The 14,891-nt window shown below is 71.6% G+C and carries 10 protein-coding genes and 1 other RNA gene; 4 read left to right on the top strand and 7 right to left on the bottom strand.

Going from position 1 to position 14,891, the window contains the following annotated elements:
• Nucleotides 1-76: 76 nt before the first annotated feature.
• Nucleotides 77-601 (bottom strand): VanZ family protein, encoded by a 525-nt coding sequence (locus BN12_RS18295; protein WP_048554734.1) that lies wholly within the window; start codon nt 599-601, stop codon nt 77-79.
• Entirely contained in the window at nt 598-1,998 is a 1,401-nt protein-coding gene (locus tag BN12_RS18290) for an NAD-dependent malic enzyme (protein WP_048554732.1), read from the bottom strand. Before BN12_RS18290 ends, BN12_RS18295 begins: the two co-directional genes overlap by 4 nt.
• 119 nt (nt 1,999-2,117) lie before the next feature.
• Here BN12_RS18290 and BN12_RS18285 point away from each other — a divergent pair, with 119 nt between their 5' ends.
• Both BN12_RS18285 and BN12_RS18280 read left to right on the top strand, forming a co-directional pair.
• A complete protein-coding gene (locus BN12_RS18285; protein WP_048554730.1) occupies nt 2,118-2,744 on the top strand; it encodes an SIMPL domain-containing protein in 627 nt (208 codons plus the stop codon).
• Nucleotides 2,745-2,832: 88 nt separating this feature from the next.
• Nucleotides 2,833-4,887 (top strand): glycoside hydrolase family 3 protein, encoded by a 2,055-nt coding sequence (locus BN12_RS18280; RefSeq protein ID WP_048554728.1) that lies wholly within the window; start codon nt 2,833-2,835, stop codon nt 4,885-4,887.
• A gap of 267 nt (nt 4,888-5,154) precedes the next feature.
• Here BN12_RS18280 and ssrA read toward each other — a convergent pair.
• Nucleotides 5,155-5,521, bottom strand: a transfer-messenger RNA (tmRNA) gene (gene ssrA / locus BN12_RS23960).
• A 371-nt stretch (nt 5,522-5,892) separates the two neighbouring features.
• On the opposite strand from ssrA, the gene BN12_RS18275 reads away from it, so the two are divergent.
• Both BN12_RS18275 and BN12_RS18270 read left to right on the top strand, forming a co-directional pair.
• Nucleotides 5,893-6,954: an NAD(P)-dependent alcohol dehydrogenase gene (locus BN12_RS18275; RefSeq protein ID WP_048554726.1), complete on the top strand. Its 1,062-nt coding sequence runs from the start codon at nt 5,893-5,895 to the stop codon at nt 6,952-6,954.
• Between the two features lie 453 nt (nt 6,955-7,407).
• Nucleotides 7,408-10,785 carry a pyruvate carboxylase gene (locus tag BN12_RS18270; protein WP_048554722.1) on the top strand — a complete coding sequence of 1,126 codons (3,378 nt, stop codon included), beginning with the start codon at nt 7,408-7,410 and terminating at the stop codon, nt 10,783-10,785.
• A 106-nt stretch (nt 10,786-10,891) separates the two neighbouring features.
• On the opposite strand, the gene BN12_RS23955 is transcribed toward BN12_RS18270, so the two are convergent.
• From BN12_RS23955 to BN12_RS18255, 4 genes are all read right to left on the bottom strand, one after another.
• On the bottom strand, nt 10,892-11,065 hold the full coding sequence (locus BN12_RS23955) for a CsbD family protein (RefSeq protein WP_083454754.1): 174 nt from the start codon (nt 11,063-11,065) through the stop codon (nt 10,892-10,894).
• A gap of 354 nt (nt 11,066-11,419) precedes the next feature.
• Nucleotides 11,420-13,486 (bottom strand): DUF2207 domain-containing protein, encoded by a 2,067-nt coding sequence (locus BN12_RS18265; protein ID WP_235432462.1) that lies wholly within the window; start codon nt 13,484-13,486, stop codon nt 11,420-11,422.
• A gap of 110 nt (nt 13,487-13,596) precedes the next feature.
• The gene (gene smpB / locus BN12_RS18260) at nt 13,597-14,067 is read right to left on the bottom strand and encodes an SsrA-binding protein SmpB (protein ID WP_048554720.1); all 471 of its coding nucleotides are present in this window, start codon (nt 14,065-14,067) and stop codon (nt 13,597-13,599) included.
• Between the two features lie 328 nt (nt 14,068-14,395).
• Nucleotides 14,396-14,891 (bottom strand): M23 family metallopeptidase (locus tag BN12_RS18255; RefSeq protein WP_157635745.1); only part of this gene is annotated, 496 nt, incomplete at its 5' end.

Genomic DNA, 14,891 nt, shown 5'->3' with positions numbered 1-14,891 from the left:
GACCCTCAGGTGGTGCACAGACCCCGATCGGGTGCCAGACCGCCACCGGGGCGAGGCGGCGCATCGACAGCGTGGGTCAGGGGGTGGACGACGAGCCAACGGGGCCCAGCCTGCGCCGCAGGAGGAAGCCGGCGAGGACGCCGAGGGCGACGCCGACGAGATCGGCCGTCACGTCCCAGACGTCTCCGTCCCGGCCGGCGAGGAACCTCCATTGGACCAGCTCGCTGACGGGGGCGTTGAGCGCGATGAGCGGGACGACGAACCGCGGGCGGAGCCGGAAGGCGACCGAGACCGCGACGGGTGCCGCGAAGACGAGCGCGTGGGCCAGCTTGTCCTCCATCCGGAACGTCGTCGCCGCCGGCTCGCGGGGCCAGTACACGGCATACAGCTGGACGAGGATGAACCCCACGAGCAGGACCCGGCCGACGACGACCGCCCACGCCCGTCGAGTCCCTGTCGCCACGGCCGTCCCGGCCCGCGCCCTCGCCTCGCCGCCCGACCGTGACGGGTCGTCGGCGTGCGCCGAGCTCCTGGCGCGCCCCGGTCCGTCGAAGGGCGCGGAGTCTCCGGTATGCGACGAGCCGCCGACGGGGGTCGTCACCGGCCAGCGGCCGCCGAGGACACGGCGTTGGCGACGGTCCGCGTCACGTCGGGGTGGAAGACGCTCGGGACGATGTAGGTCGGGTTGAGCTCCTCGGGTCGCACGACCCCCGCGAGCGCGTCGGCGGCGGCGAGGAGCACCTCGGGCGTGACCTTCCGGGAACTCGCGTTGAGCAGCCCGCGGAAGACGCCCGGGAAGACGAGGACGTTGTTGATCTGGTTCGCGAAGTCGGAGCGGCCGGAGGCGACGACGAGCGCGTGCTGGGCGGCCTCGTTGAGGTCGACCTCGGGCACCGGGTTCGCGAGGGCGAACACCACCGAGTCCGGCGCCATCGTGGCGATGTCGTCACCGGTGAGGATGTTGGGGGCGGAGACGCCGACGAAGACGTCCGCGCCGACGAGGGCGTCTCTGAGGGTCCCCGAGACCTCCCGCGGGTTCGTATGCGTCGCGCTCCACATGAGGCTGGGGTTCTCCCCGGAGGCGATGTCCGGCCGGGTCGGCGTGACGATGCCGTCGGCGTCGGAGACGACGACGTCGCGGGCTCCCGCGAGGAGGAGGAGCTTGAGGATGGCGGTGCCCGCGGCCCCCGCGCCGCTCATGACGATGCGGACGTCCGGGAGGCCCTTGCCGGCGACCCGCAGCGCGTTGCGCAGGGCGGCGAGGACGACGATGGCGGTGCCGTGCTGGTCGTCGTGGAAGACGGGGATGTCCAGCTCCCGGCGCAGTCGCTCCTCGATCTCGAAGCATCGGGGCGCCGAGATGTCCTCGAGGTTGATCCCCGCGAAGACGGGCGAGATCGCCTTGACCGCCGCGATGATCTCCTCGGTGTCCGTCGTGTCGAGGCAGATGGGGAAGGCGTCGATATCGGCGAACCGCTTGAACAGTGCCGCCTTGCCCTCCATGACCGGCAGCGCCGCGAGCGGTCCGATGTCGCCGAGACCGAGGACCGCGGTGCCGTCGGTGACGACGGCGATGGTGTTGCCCTTGATGGTGAGGTTGCGGGCGTCCGAGGGCTGGTTGGCGATCGCCATGCACACGCGGGCGACGCCCGGGGTGTAGATGAGCGAGAGGTCGTCGCGGTTGCGGATCGGGACCCGGGGCTCGATCCGGAGCTTGCCACCGAGGTGGGCGAGGAAGGTGCGGTCGGAGACCTTGCCCATCTCCACACCGGGAACCGAACGCATCGTCGCGACGATCCGGTCCGCCTGCTCGGTGTCGGCTGCGGCGACGGTGAGGTCGACGCGCAGCCGCGAGTTGTCGGCCGCGGTCACGTCGAGCCCGGAGACGGCACCGCCCTCGCGCTCGATGCACGAGGTCAGCTCGCTGATCGCGGTGGCTCGAGCCGGCAGAACGAGCCGGGCCGTGAATGAATAGGAGATGGATGGGGTCGTGGTCACGACCCTGATTCAACCGTGTCCGGTGATGATCCCGCGAGCGACCCGTCCGAAAACGGGGCTCGCGAGGCGTTCAGCAGCCCCGGGAACCGGCATACAGTGCCGTGCATGAAGGGCTGCGCATGAAGGGCCACATCGACGTCACCGGGTTCGGCACGGCCTCCGCGCCCTCCGACGTCGTCCTCCTCGACCTGCGCGTCCAGTGCGACGCGCCCGACGTCTCCAGCGCCCTCCAGGACGCCTCGGCGCGGATGGCGGGGGTCCAGGAGGCCGTGCGCACCCACGGTGTCGCGCCGGCCGACGTGCGGACGACCGGCTCGGGCGTCCATCAGCGCTGGGCCGAGGGCCGTCCCGACGTCGTCGGGTACACGGCCTTCCAGTCCCTCCAGGTCCGGGTCCGGGACGTCCGTGCGGTGGGCGCGATCGTCGGCTCGGTCGCCTCCGCGGCGGGGAACTCCCTGGGGATCGACGGCATCACCCTCGCCATCGGCGACCCGGAGCCGGTGGCGAGGGCCGCCCGGGACGCAGCCTTCGCCGACGCCCGCGGGAAGGCGGAGCAGTATGCCGCGCTCGCCGGGCGAGCCCTCGGGCGGGTCGTGCGGCTCAGCGACGTCCCCGTCGTCGTCGCCGGTCCGATGCCCCGGATGATGAGGGCGGGCGCACCGGCGGAGCTGGCCGTCGAGCCGGGCGAACAGGCGGTGACCGCCCAGGTCACCGTGCGCTGGGCCTGGGCGGACGCGGACCGGTGACCCCGGGATGATCCACCGGATGACCCGGCGAACTGGCCGGTCATGACCGGGCGGACGGTCGGGCGATGACCCGACGGACGGCTCGCCGATGACCGGGCCCGAACTGCGACTCGACACGGCGCCCGACGGGACGCGCTACCGGGACCTCGACGGCAACGGCGTCATGGACCCGTTCGAGGACCCCCGTCGACCCGTCGAGGAGCGGGTCGAGGACCTGCTCGCCCGGCTCAGCCTGGAGGAGAAGGCCGGGCTCATGTTCCACACCGTCATCGAGGCCGGCGCGGACGGGCAGCCGAAGGAGACCGCCGGGCACATCAGCACGTCGGGCACGACAGAGGTCGTCCTCGGCAAGCGGATGAACCACTTCAACGTCCACGCCCTCGGCGAGCCACGCCTCGCCGCTCGCTGGCACAACGCCGTCCAGCGCATCGCCGAGCAGGCACCCCACGGCATACCGGTGACGATCTCGACCGATCCCCGGCACGCCTTCCTCGAGAACGCCGGCGTCTCCTTCGCCGCCCGAGGCTTCTCGCAGTGGCCCGAGATGCTCGGCCTCGCCGCGCTGCGGGACGCCGACGCCGTGCGCCGGTTCGCCGACGTCGTCCGGCAGGAGTACCTCGCCGTCGGCATCCGGGCGGCGCTGCACCCGGTCGTCGACCTGGCGACCGAGCCCCGGTGGGCGCGTCAGGCGCAGACCTTCGGCCAGGACCCGGCCCTGACGACCGAGCTGGGGCTTGCATACCTCCGTGGGCTGCAGGGGTCCTCCCTGGGTCCCACGTCGGTCGCCGGCACCGCGAAGCACTTCCCCGGGGGCGGTCCCCAACGGGACGGCGAGGACGCACACTTCCCCTACGGTCGTGAGCAGGTCTATCCCGGCGGTCACGGCGAGGACCACCTGCGTCCCTTCCCCGCGCTCGTCGACGCCGGAGTCGCGGCCGTCATGCCCTACTACGGCCTGCCCGTCGGGCTTCGGCTGCGCGGCCACGACCTGCCGGAGGTCGGCTTCTCCTACAGCCGGGAGGTCGTCACCGACCTGCTGCGCGGCGACCTCGGCTTCGACGGCGTCGTCCTGTCCGACTGGGAGCTCGTCCACGACAACCACGTCGGGGACCAGGTGCTGCCGGCCCGCGCGTGGGGGGTCGAGCACCTCGACGCCCTCGACCGGCTCGAGCTGCTCCTCGACGCGGGAGTCGACCAGTTCGGCGGCGAGGAGTGCGCCGATCTCCTCGTCGACCTCGTCCGGTCCGGCCGGGTCCCCGAGTCGCGGCTCGACGCCTCGGCCCGGCGGCTGCTCGCCGTGAAGTTCCGCCTCGGCCTCTTCGACGACCCCTACGTCGACGAGGACGAGGCGGCCCGCGTCGTGGGTCAGGACGCCTTCCGTGAGGAGGGGTATGCCGCGCAGGCCCGGTCCGTCACCGTCCTCACCAACGGGTATGCCGGGTCCGGCGACTCCCATCGGGCCGGCGTCGACCACCAGGCCGCGGGCGTCGACCACCGGGTCGGCGGCGCTGACCACCGAGCCGCAGGCGTCGACCACCGGGCCGCCCGCGTCGACCACCGGGCCGCGGGCGTCGACCACCGAGCGAGCGTGGATCCCCGGGAGCCCACCGGGCCCACTGCCATCACCCGTCCCGTCCTGCCCCTCCTGGGCGGCCTTCGCCTCTACGTCGAGGGCCTCGATCCCGCTGTGGCATCGACCGTCGGGCCCCTCGTCGACCGGCCGGAGGAGGCCGACATGGCCCTCGTCCGCATCGGCGCACCGTTCGAGCCGCGCGACGACCTCTTCCTCGAGTCGTGGTTCCACCAGGGGTCGCTCGACCTCGCCCCCGGGTTCGTCGTCCGGATGCGGCGCCTCGCCGCCTACTGCCCCCTCGTCCTCGACGTGACCCTCGACCGGCCCGCCGTCCTCACCCCGCTCGTGGGCGTCGCCACCGCGCTGACGGCGAGCTACGGCGCGAGCGACGCGGCGTGGCTCGATGCCGTGACCGGCCGGATCCCGCCGGCCGGACGGCTGCCCTTCGATCTGCCGCGGTCGATGGACCAGGTCCGGCAGCACCCCGAGGACGTCCCGGGCTTCGGCGACCCCCTCTTCCCCTTCGGCCACGGCCTGCGCATCGAGACGATCACTTCCGACCAGGGCTGAGGGCCCCACCCGCGACGGAGTCGTACCACCGTGAGGGAGCCCCCACCGGACCGAAGCCCCACCCGGACGGAAGCCCCACCCGGACCGAAGCCCCACCCGGACCGAAGCCCCACCCGGACCACACGCAAGTACTCCGTCCGATCGACGGGCCAGACACCAGGGGGCCGACCGCGCGGGCCGGACCAAGGGTGGCCGAGGGGCGGTCGCGCAGGGGCCCATGGGTACCGCATACGACGTCGCCCGGGCGGCGGTGCTGATGTGGACCGATGGTGGAGGTGGCGGGAATCGAACCCGCGTCCATTGACGGGAAACCAGGGCTTCTCCGGGTGCAGTGCGCTGTGGATTTTCTCGGCCCCGGCGCTCGCGCGCACACGTCCGCCGACGGGCCCAGCCGAGTGGGAGTCCCGCGTCGCCCCCCGGCATGACGACGCAGCGAGTTCCCTAGCTGACGCCAGGCTCTGAGACGGGAACTAGCTCAGGCTGACGGACTTCGAGGCTCGCTCAGGCGGCGAGGGCGAAGTCGGTGCGCTTGGAATTGGCACCTATTGGTTTGCACGGAGCGTTGACGAGATGACCGTGCCTCCTCGACCCGCTTCCCCTGACCAGCCGACCAATGTCGAAACCGATCACCCCCGTGTGGGGGTCCACATCACGCTGTTCAGTTCTGATCCTCGGCCTGTCGTCGACCCCGAGGCGACTCGGGCGCCGATCCCGGACCGGACACCCAGTATGCCGGTCAACGCTCCCGCAGCCAACGGGATTCCCAGCCGATCCACCCACCCCGGCACACCCTGGCGGTCTGCCACCCGATCGGGGCCTCTGCACCACCTCCAGCCGATCCACCCGCCCAGCCACCCTGGCGGACTGCCACCCGATCGGGGCCTCTGCACCACCCACCCCCCGACGTGCCCACGAGGGCCACGTCGGGGAGGCCCGGGCACCCGACATACTGGCTTCCTCGTCGCGAAGGTGCGAGGAATCGTCGTGGAGCCGAAGGAGTCTGCCATGAGCACGATGCGAGCACTCGTCATGACCGAGGTCGGGAAGACCGGCATCGCGGAGAAGCCGATCCCGGAGCCGGGGCCGGACGACGTCATCGTGCGGACGACCCACGCGCTCATCTGCACCTCGGACACCCACACGGTCGCCGGGGCGCTTCCCGTGCCGCCCGGCCGCACGCTCGGCCACGAGGCCCTCGGGCTCGTGCACGCCATCGGCTCCAACGTCACCGGCTTCGCCGAGGGGCAGCGGGTGGCCGTCAACGCCATCACCCCGTGCTTCCGTTGCCGGTACTGCCAGGCCGGGTTCACCAGCCAGTGCGGCGGACCGCTCGGCGGCTACAAGTACACGGGGCAGGTCGACGGCAACATGGCGGAGTACTTCACGGTGCCGTATGCCATGGCCAACCTCGCCCCGGTCCCCGACTCGGTGAGCAGCGAGGCGGCCGTCTACGCCTGCGACATGCTCTCGACCGGTTTCATGGGGGCCGAGCACTGCTACCTGCGGCTCGGGGACTCCATCGCCATCTTCGCCCAGGGCGCCGTCGGCCTGTGCGCGACGATCGGCGCCACCCTCCTCGGTGCCGCCCGCATCTTCGCCGTCGAGTCGATCCCGAAGCGGCAGGAGCTGGCCCGCACGTTCGGCGCGACCGACATCATCGACTTCACCGAGGGCGACCCCGTCGAGCAGATCAAGGAGGCGACGGGCGGCGAGGGGGTCGACGCGGCCATCGAGGCGTTCGGATTCCCGCAGACATGGGAGGCCTGCATCCGAGTCACGAAGGCGGGCGGTCGCGTCTCGAACATCGGCTACCACGGCGAGAACCCCAACCCCCTTCCCGTGCCGCTCGACGCCTTCGGCATGGGGATGGCCGACAAGTCGATCCACACCGGCCTGTGCCCCGGCGGCAACGACCGTATGCAGCGACTGTTCGCCCTCATCGGGACCGGCCGGTTCGACCCGACGCTCATGACGACCCACACCTTCGCCTTCGACGACGTTCTCGAGGGGTTCCGGCTCATGCAGGCCAAGGAGGACGGCGTCATCAAGCCCCTCATCGTCTTCTGACGGCGAGGTCCTCGGACGCCGAGGACCTCGAGGGAGATCCCGCGGGCGGTCGTCCTGACGGGGGTCGCGCGCGTGGACTTGGCCGAGCCTTGTCGGGTGACCCGATAACACGTGGCTTCACCCGACGTCCCTTGTCGGGTGAAGCCACCCTTTCCAGGGTCACCCGATAACACGTGCACTCACCCCACGTCCATTGTCGGGTGAAGCCACCCTGTCCAGGGTCACCCGATAACACGTGCCCTCACCCCACGTCCCTTGTCGGGTGAAGGCACGCCTTCCGGGGCGACCCGATAAAGCGGGTGGAGAGCCGGTCACCCCCACCGGTGGTGGGCTGTCCGCTGGGTGACTGGCCCGGGTCGTGGTCGCCGAGCGGGCCATAGGGTTTGCAGCGAACCACCGTCGACCTCTTCGTGGGGCCGTGCCCCACCGACCCCGAGCCTGCGAGGTGTCCCCGTGTTCCGCAAGGTCCTCGTCGCCAACCGAGGCGAGATCGCCGTCCGCGCTTTCCGCGCCGCCACCGAGCTCGGCGCGAGCACCGTCGCCGTCTTCCCGTACGAGGACCGCGGCTCCGAGCACCGGCTCAAGGCCGACGAGGCATACCAGATCGGCGAGGAGGGCCACCCGGTCCGGGCCTACCTCGACCCGAGCGAGATCGTCCGGGTCGCCGTCGAGTCCGGGGCGGACGCCGTCTATCCCGGCTACGGCTTCCTCTCGGAGAACCCCGACCTCGCCGAGGCGTGCGACGCGGCCGGCGTGACCTTCGTCGGGCCGCCCGCTCGCGTCCTCCACCTCACCGGCAACAAGGCGACGGCCATCGCCGCCGCCCGCGAGGCCGGCCTGCCGACCCTCCGCAGCGTCCCGCCGAACACCGACCTCGACGTGCTCGTCGAGGGTGCCCGGGAGATCGGCTTCCCCGTCTTCGTCAAGGCGGTCGCCGGCGGCGGCGGACGCGGTATGCGACGGGTCGAGTCCGAGGACCAGCTCCGCGACAGCATCGCGGTGGCGATGCGCGAGGCGGAGTCGGCCTTCGGCGACGCGACCGTCTTCATCGAGGAGGCGGTCGTCGAGCCCAAGCACATCGAGGTGCAGATCCTCGCCGACGCCGCCGGCGAGGTCATCCACCTCTTCGAGCGCGACTGCTCCCTCCAGCGTCGGCACCAGAAGGTCGTCGAGATCGCCCCGGCGCCGAACCTGGACCCGGCCGTCCGGGACCGGATGTGCGCGGACGCCGTCGCGTTCGCCCGGCACATCGGCTACGTCAACGCCGGGACCGTCGAGTTCCTCCTCGGGCAGGACGGCCGCTACGTCTTCATCGAGATGAACCCGCGGATCCAGGTCGAGCACACGGTGACCGAGGAGATCACCGACATCGACCTCGTCGCCTCCCAACTGCGGATCGCGAGCGGGGAGACCTTCGCGGACCTCGGCTTCGCCCAGGACGACATCCGGATCCGGGGCGCCGCGCTCCAGTGCCGGATCACGACGGAGGACCCCGCCAACGAGTTCCGCCCGGACACCGGCCGCATCACCGTCTACCGGTCCGCGGGCGGCAGCGGCGTGCGGCTCGACGGCGGCACGATCCACGTCGGCGCGGAGGTGAGCCCGCACTTCGACTCGATGCTCGTCAAGCTCACCTGCCGGGGCCGGGACTTCCCGACGGCGGTGCGTCGCGCCCGGCGCGCCCTCGCCGAGTTCCGGGTCCGCGGCGTGACGACGAACATCCCCTTCCTCCAGGCGGTTCTCGCCGAGCCCGACTTCCAGGCCGGCCGGTTCTCCACGTCGTTCATCGACCAGCACCCCGAGCTGCGGACGGCGAGGACTCCCGCCGACCGCGGCACGAAGCTGCTGCGCTACCTCGCCGACGTCACGGTGAACCGGCCCCACGGACCCGCGACGACGCATACGAACCCCCGCTCCCGCCTGCCGAAGGCCGACCTCGACGCGGCTCCCCCGCCGGGGGCCCGCGACCGCCTCCTCAGGCTCGGCCCGGCCGGGTTCGCGGAGCAGCTGCGCGCGCAGACGGCCGTCGGGGTGACCGAGACGACGTTCCGCGACGCCCACCAGTCGCTCCTCGCCACCCGGGTCCGGACCCGCGACCTGCTCCATGTCGCGCCGTACGTCGCCCGGCTCACCCCGCAGCTGCTCAGCGTCGAGGCGTGGGGCGGCGCGACGTACGACGTCGCCCTGCGGTTCCTCTCCGAGGACCCGTGGGAGCGTCTCGCCGCGCTGCGGGCGGCGATGCCGAACCTGCCCCTCCAGATGCTCCTGCGCGGACGCAACACCGTCGGCTACACGCCCTACCCGACGCAGGTCACCGACGCCTTCGTCCACGAGGCAGCCCGGTCGGGCATCGACATCTTCCGGATCTTCGACGCCCTCAACGACATCGACCAGATGCGACCCGCCATCGAGGCGACGCTCGACACCGGCACGGCGGTCGCCGAGGTCGCACTGTGCTACACCGGCGACCTGACGAGCCCGGGCGAGCGGATCTACACCCTCGACTACTACCTGCGCCTCGCCGAGCAGATCGCCGAGGCGGGCGCGCACATCATCGCCATCAAGGACATGGCCGGCCTGCTCCGGGCGCCCGCCGCCCGGCGCCTCGTGACGGCGCTCCGCGAGCGCTTCGACCAGCCCGTGCACCTGCATACCCACGACACCCCCGGCGGCCAGCTCGCGACGATCCTCACCGCCATCGACGCCGGCGTCGACGCCGTCGACGTCGCGAGCGCGCCGATGAGTGGGACGACGAGCCAGCCGCCGCTGTCCGCCCTCGTCGCCGCGACGAACGGCACCGAGCGTGAGACCGGCCTGGACCTGCAGGCGGTATGCGACCTCGAGCCGTACTGGGAGGGCCTCCGGGCGCTCTACCACCCGTTCGAGTCCTCGCTCCCCGCCCCGACGGGCCGCGTGTACCGCCACGAGATCCCCGGCGGGCAGCTGTCCAACCTCCGTCAGCAGGCGAACGCCCTCGGGCTCGGCGAGCGTTTCGAGCAGGTCGAGGACATGTATGCGGCGGCGAACGACATCCTCGGCAACATCGTCAAGGTGACGCCCTCCTCGAAGGTGGTCGGCGACCTCGCGCTCGCGCTCGTGGGGGCGGGGGCGGATCCCGCGGACTTCGAGGCCAACCCCACGGCATACGACATCCCCGACTCGGTCATCGGCTTCCTCAGCGGCGAGCTCGGCGACCCGCCCGGCGGCTGGCCCGAGCCGTTCCGGACCAAGGCGCTCCAGGGCCGCACGGTTCGACCGGTCGTCACCGAACTGTCCGAGGAGGACAGCGCGGCACTGCAGGCCGCACCCCGCCCCACCCTCAACCGGCTCCTCTTCCCCGGCCCGACGAAGGAGTTCCTCGCCTCCCGGGAGACGTGGTCGGACCTGTCCGTCGTCGGGACGCGGGAGTTCCTCCACGGCCTCGACGTCGGCGCCGAGCACGAGATCGTCCTCGAGCCCGGCAAGACGCTCCTCCTCGGGCTGCAGTCGATCTCCGAGGCGGACGACAAGGGGATGCGGACGATCATGTGCACCCTCAACGGCCAGCTGCGACCGGTGCAGATCCGCGACCGGTCGATCGCCGTCGAGACGAAGGTCGCCGAGAAGGCCGACCCGGCGGACCGCAGCCAGGTGCCCGCGCCCTTCGCCGGCGTCGTCACCCTCGCCGTCGCCGAGGGTGACGAGGTCGCACCCGGCGGGGTCGTCGCGACGATCGAGGCGATGAAGATGGAGGCGAACATCACCTCCCCGACCGGTGGTGTCGTGACCCGGCTCGCCATCGCCAAGCACCAGCAGGTCGAGGGCGGCGACCTCCTCCTCGTCGTCGAGTAGACGTCCGCACCGCCGGGTCGGCGGGGACAGAGCACCGGGCCGGGCGACGTCCTTGTCGCCCGGCCCGGTGTGCCGCGACAGGTCACGCCGCGGCCCTCGTCATGCGTCAGTCGGTGACGGCGTCCTTGACGTTCTCGCCGGCCTTCTTGACGTCGCTCTTGCGCTGGTCGAGGTCGCCCTCGGCCTGCATCTGCTCGTCGCCGGTCGCCTTGCCGGTCGCTTCCTTGGCCTTGCCGACCAGGTCGTCCTTGGCGTTCTCCAGCTTGTCGGACAGTCCCATGACACTCACCTTTCGGGAGGGGTTCGGATGGCGGACTGCACGAGCCGCTTCTTGACCCCTGCCCCTTCACCGTAACCCGAACGGCCGAATCTCTCCTGCGGACCTCGTCGGCGGCTCATGCGAGGAGGGACCTCGCACGTGCCGAGAAGATGTCGTCAGACGAGCATCGGGACGACAACAACTCGGCACGTGCGGGAGGGGTTGGGGGTGACGGTGGTGCACAGACCCCGATCGGGTGCCAGATGGCCACGGGGTCGCGCCTCTGCCCTCGGGCGGGTGGTGCACAGACCCCGATCGGGTGCCAGATGGCCACGGGGTGCGCGTCTGCCCGGGCCCACCGGCACCGGCCGCGATCTACCAGGAGCCGCCGGAGCTGCCCCCGCCACCGCCGCCGCTGAAGCCGCCACCCGCGCTGAACCCGCTGCCGCCCGAGGACCCCGGCGTGCTGACGAAGGTGCCCGCGGCGGAGGTCGAGAAGTCGTCCATCGTCGAGGCGAGACCGGTGAAGCCGACGTTCGGGTCCCAGGCGCCGACCCACCAGAGGGGCTGGCCGATCAGGTGGCCCGAGGCCGCGGCGGCCGTCGCGACCTCCTGGAAGACCCGGGCCCACCGGTCCGCGACGCCGAAGACGATGGCATACGGCAGGTAGCGGGAGAAGACGTCCTGGGCCTCCTCCCACCGGATCTGGCTCGCCTCCGCGGTCCGCAGGTACTCCTCGAAGCCGCGCGACTGGACGAGGACGGCGGTCCCCTGGGCGGTCCGGGCGGCCATCCGGGAGCCGAGCACCATGACGATGACCCCGGCGAGGGCGACCCCGATCCCGAGCGGCCAGATCCCGAAGACGCCCACCCCGCCCATCGCGATCCGCAGCCAGTTGCCGAGGAGGATGGCGACGAGGCCGCCGAGCACGATGAGGACGATCCCCAGCGCCTGCCATCCGGTGCGCTGCGACTCCGGAGACCGTCGGAACCAGCCGCGGTAGACGACCTCGTCGTACATCGCGGCCTGCACCCGTTTGAGGGTGCCCGAGAAGTGGTTCTTCAGGTCGCTGAGCTGGACGACGCCTCCGCTCGCGAACACCCCGTCGAGGAGCATCTGCTCGTATGCCGTGAGAGCCGCTCCCGGGACCGTCGGCTGGGTGCGGCGCAGGACCCAGTCGTCCTTGCGGAACAGGCCACCGCTGGAGACCTTCTCGATGGTGAGGTACCCGCGGACCGCGAGGTCGATGAGCGTCCCCGTGACATCGACGACATCGGCCTTCTCGTCGACGAGCGTGCCGATCATCCCGGGCTGGACGCCCGGCGGCGGGTTGAACTGGACGGCGGCCATCGGCGCGCGTGTCGTGCGGACGACGGGCGTGTCCGCCTGGTCGACGCCCGGGGTGAGGCCCGGGGTCAGACCGGCATACATCTCGTCGCGGCCGCGCTGCCAGACGAGCGTGCCCATCCCGGCCGCCGCGAGGAGGGGGAAGAGCACCCCGAGGCCGAGGGACAGCTGGCCGACAAGGCGGGAGGTCTCCGGGGAGAGGACGCCTTCGTTCGTCGATCCGGCCTTCCCCTTGCGCAGGTCGACCGACAGGTTGCCGAACGCGTCGCGAGGGTAGGAGGCGATGACGCTCATCCCGTCACCCGGCTCGATGGTCGGTGCGCTGAACCGAGAGGGGGTACCCGACGTCGCGGTGCACGGGTTCGTCGCGCCCTGCGGCCCGTAGTAGCAGGCGACCTTCGTCGACGCGGCCGGCGCCTGGACGGTGGCCGTGACGTTCTCGTAGGTGTTCTGGTTGCCGGATCCGACCGTGTTCCAGTAGAACTCGGCCGTGCCGTCCCCGATGTCGTTGACGATGTGTGCCAGGTGGAACTTCACGACGTACTGCTGCGTCCCCGACACCGTCCGGCTCGGACTGCCGATCCGGATCCGCTTGTAGGCGCCGTAGTCGGTCACCGACACGTCGGTCGGGGCGCCGGTCGGCGACTCGGCGGACACCTCGCTCATCGCGTAGTAGCGGTAGACGTCGTCGCGATTCTGGTACCCGGCCCGGACCTGGACGAGCCGATCGATCCCGTGCCGCTCCTCGCCGGCCGGGAAGTGCCACGTGATGTGCTGGGTGACGTCGACGGAGCCGTCGTCGCCGAGGACGTCCTGCTCGGAGAAGGCCGTCGCCAGATCGTCGGAGGCGGTGACGAACCCGCTCCGGGAGGCCGGCGCGAGGAGGTATGCCGGTGCCGCGGTGGCATACGAGGCTCCCGTGAGCAGCAGGCCGGCGACGCCGAGGACCAGCCCGAGGACGACCGAGAGCGCCCGGGTCCCGAGGGGGAGCCGGGCGGGTCGGCGGAGACGACCCTCGGTCGCACTGAGACGACCCTCGGTCGCGCTAAGACGACCCTCGGTCGCGCTCGGCATACCCGCCGCGGCGACCGACACCGCACCACGGTGGACGCGTCCCTGTCGGCGACCAGCAGCCACCCCCGGCCCGCCCACCGCGGCGACCGACACCGCACCACGGTGGACGCGTCCCTGTCGGCGACCAGCGGTCACTCGCGACCCCTCGTCGACAGCGCGCGCTGCGCCTCGCGCTCGTCCTGGCGCTCGCGGAGTGCGTGCCGCTTGTCGTAGGCCTTCTTGCCCTTGGCGATCGCGATCTCGACCTTCGCGCGACCGTCCTTGAAGTACAGCGCGAGCGGCACGATCGTGTGGCCGCTCTCCCGGGTCTTGACCTGGATGCGGTGCAGCTCCTGCTTGTGGAGGAGCAGCTTGCGACGGCGGCGCGGCGTGTGGTTGGTCCACGTGCCGGAGACGTACTCCGGGATGTGGATGCCCTCGAGCCACAGCTCGTCACCGCGGAAGGTGGCGTAGCCGTCGACGAGGCTGGCGCGGCCCATCCGGAGGGACTTCACCTCCGTGCCCATGAGGGCGATGCCCGCCTCGAAGGTCTCCTCGATGTGGTAGTCGTGGCGCGCCTTGCGGTTGCTCGCGATGAGCTTGCGCCCCTGGTCCTTGGCCACGCCTGTCTGCCCCTCGTCCCTCGTTCTCGCATCCGCTCCGGCCTGCGGCAACGCTACCGTGCTCTTCCCTCTTCCCTCCCCGTCCACTTCCCCCGGCGGCCGCCGATGCCCGCCCAGGGCGTCGATCTTCTGCCCCCCGGTCCAGCCCATCTCCTCAGGGCTGCCAGCTTTATCGGGTGACCCGACAACACTGGACCTGACCCGACCTTCCTTGCCGGGTGAGGCTCGGTGTTCCGGGGTGACCCGATAAAGCCGAAGGCCCACGGAAGGACCGACGACGAAGTCAGAGGTACTTGCGGGTGGGCCCACGGAAGGACCGACGACGAAGTCAGAGGTACTTGCGGGGATTGACGAAGGAGCCGTTCTCGAGCGTCTCGAAGTGGAGGTGACAGCCGGTCGACATACCGGTCGTCCCCTCGTAGCCGATGAGCTGACCGCGGGAGACGTGGCCGCCGTATCGGACGATCCGCTGCATGTGGTTGTACGTCGTCGCGAGGTCGACCCCGCCGACGAGGCCGTGGTCGATGACGACCCGGTTGCCGTACCCGCCCGCCCATCCCGCACTGATGATCGTTCCGGAGGCGGCCGCGTATATCGGGGTCCCGCACGGGCCGCCGAAGTCGAGGCCGGAGTGCAGCCGCCAGATGTGGAGGATGGGGTGGTAGCGGCGGCCGTACTCGGAGGTGATGGGCTGGCTCAGCTCGGCCGCGCTGAGGAACCCACCGCCTCGCGGCTGTCCCGGCGCCGCCTGACCTCGCTTGCGGGCCGCCGCCGCGGCCCGGGCGGCGGCTTCGCGGGCCTTGCGGGCGCGCTCGGGGGGGGCC

The sequence above is a fragment of the Nostocoides japonicum T1-X7 genome (assembly GCF_001046855.1).
In the GTDB taxonomy this organism is placed as follows: Bacteria; Actinomycetota; Actinomycetes; order Actinomycetales; family Dermatophilaceae; genus Nostocoides; species Nostocoides japonicum.
Note: the sequence above shows the minus strand (reverse complement) of the source record. Positions and strands in the feature narration are given on the sequence as shown.